Raw genomic sequence first — 2,329 nt, forward strand, 5'->3', positions numbered from 1 at the left:
TCACCACCTAGTTGTTACGCATGCCCGGCACACAAAAATAAAATAAGCTGGTTATCCAGCTTATTTTATTTTTCTAAATACGCCTATAACTTTTCCGAGTATTTTAACATCTTTTACGATAATCGGTTTAAGATATTGATTTTCAGGTTGTAGTCTTATATGATCGCTTTCTTTGAAAAATCTCTTTATAGTAGCTTCATCTCCAATAAGTGCAACAACAATATCGCCATTATTCGCATAATTTTGTTGACGTACTATTACATAATCTCCATCTAAAATACCAGCATTTATCATACTTTCTCCCTTAACAGATAGTATAAAAACTTCTTGATCATTTTGAATAAAATCTAGCGGTAAAGGAAATGTGTCTTCGATATTCTGTACTGCAAGTATAGGCTCACCAGCAGTAACCTTACCGACAATAGGCACTTCAACAATTTCTTTTTTTGAGTAGTAATTATAAACATTATCTTTGTCTAAAATTTCAATTGCTCGCGGCTTGGTAGGATCTCGCCTAATATATCCTTTTTTCTCTAATTTTAATAAATGCCCATGAACAGTAGAAGTAGACTTAAGTCCAACAGCCTTACAGATTTCTCTTACAGAGGGCGGATATCCCTTAATTTGTATTTCTTTTTTTAGAAATTCCAATATTTCGAATTGTTTAGAAGATAAGTCCTCGTACATTTTTAGCCCCCTAACAGTTGAATTTTGCTTTATTATAACATATCGTAAAAAAAAAATCAAACATTCGTTCGAAAAAAACTTGACCTAGAACAGATGTTCTTCTATAATTATAAATAGATAGAACATATATTCGGCGAGAGGTGGTTTATATGAAAGTTAAAATAGTAAATAGAACTCGGTTTATTACATTTCTTGTTATATTTATTACTTTGATATTAATTTTTGTTAGCACTTTATTTAAAATAGGGAAGGCTTATAGTGTTATATATTCTCAATACATTAACGTTGAAGTTAAAGCAGGGGATACTTTATGGGATATAGCTAAAAGAAATAATAGCGGAAGAGAAGATATTAGAAAGTTAGTCTATAAAATAATGAAGTTAAACAATTTGGATACGGCTAAAATTAAACCAGGTGATATAATAAAGGTACCTATTTATATTAAAGATAGGTAGATTTATAAATCTACCTATCTTTAATATAAGATAATGGATTGCTTTTAACAGCTTTTCTTAATCTGTCGTCATCTAAATGTGTATATATTTGAGTAGTAGAAACAGTAGAGTGGCCTAAAATTTGTTGTAAAGCCCTAATATCTACATTGCCATACTTATACATTAAAGTAGCAGCTGTATGTCTAAGTTTATGTGTTGAATATTTATCAGTGTCTAATCCTGCTAACTTAATGTATTTTTTAACAATATACTGAACTGTCTTATTGCTAATTCTATTTTTTCTTTTACTTATAAATAAAGCCTTTTCATCTTTAAGTCCTTCCTTTGGCCTGACTTTCAAATAATTATTAATTGCCTCTAAACAAGCTTCGTTTAAATATATGGTTCTTTCTTTGTTTCCTTTACCAATAACAGTTAATGTATCTCCCTTAATTTTATCTATATCAATACTTACTAATTCTGACAATCTAAGTCCACAATTTAGAAAAAGGGTTATAATAGCATAATCTCGTTCTTTAAACTGGCCATCTACTGCATTTAATAAATTTTTCGCTTCATTTAATGTTAAGTAAACAGGATGCCTAGAGTCAGTTTTGGGCGATTCTAATTCTGTAGCTGGATTTTCATCAATTAATTTAACTTTAGTATGTAAATATTTAAAAAAAGATTTTAAACTAGCAACTTTGCGAGCTTTAGCATAATTACTATTATTTCTATTTTTATCTACATATGATATGTAGGCATGCAAATCTTGAAGATTAACTTTTCGGAGTAGGGATATATCAACATCATCAATATTAATTGTATTTAAAGGTGTATTTTTGTCAACGATTCTATATCTTATTTTTAAAAATCTAAAAAAAGTCCTTAAATCATAAAAATATTCTTTAACAGTATTTTGCGATTTACCTTTAATTGTTTCAATATAATTCAAAAAGTCTTCTAAAATTATAGGCATATCGTCCATATTTTTCACTCCTTATTATACAAAATATACATTTTGTATAATTAATTCTATAAATTTTATAAAACTCCTGCTAAAAAAGTATATATTTTTTATTTAAATGAATGTATTTTCATAGATAATTTACTTTATCAATCGAGTAGGAGGTAGATGATTAATTCATCTACCGACCTCTCACACCACCGTACGTACCGTTCGGTATACGGCGGTTCATTAGGTTAAG

The 2,329-nt window shown here is 28.6% G+C and carries 3 protein-coding genes; 1 reads left to right on the plus strand and 2 read right to left on the minus strand.

The window, feature by feature from the left end; all coding sequences use genetic code 11:
* Window positions 1-60: 60 nt before the first annotated feature.
* On the minus strand, window positions 61-687 hold the full coding sequence (gene lexA / locus BUB51_RS12430; RefSeq protein WP_073198150.1) for a transcriptional repressor LexA: 627 nt from the start codon (window positions 685-687) through the stop codon (window positions 61-63).
* Window positions 688-836: 149 nt separating this feature from the next.
* On the opposite strand from lexA, the gene yneA reads away from it, so the two are divergent.
* Window positions 837-1,142 (plus strand): cell division suppressor protein YneA, encoded by a 306-nt coding sequence (gene yneA / locus BUB51_RS12435; RefSeq protein WP_073198152.1) that lies wholly within the window; start codon window positions 837-839, stop codon window positions 1,140-1,142.
* Window positions 1,143-1,152: 10 nt separating this feature from the next.
* Here yneA and BUB51_RS12440 read toward each other — a convergent pair whose 3' ends face one another.
* The gene (locus BUB51_RS12440; RefSeq protein WP_073198154.1) at window positions 1,153-2,109 is read right to left on the minus strand and encodes a tyrosine recombinase XerC; all 957 of its coding nucleotides are present in this window, start codon (window positions 2,107-2,109) and stop codon (window positions 1,153-1,155) included.
* Window positions 2,110-2,329 lie beyond the last annotated feature (220 nt).

It is taken from the genome of Caloranaerobacter azorensis DSM 13643 (assembly GCF_900129995.1).
GTDB lineage: Bacteria > Bacillota > Clostridia > Tissierellales > Thermohalobacteraceae > Caloranaerobacter > Caloranaerobacter azorensis.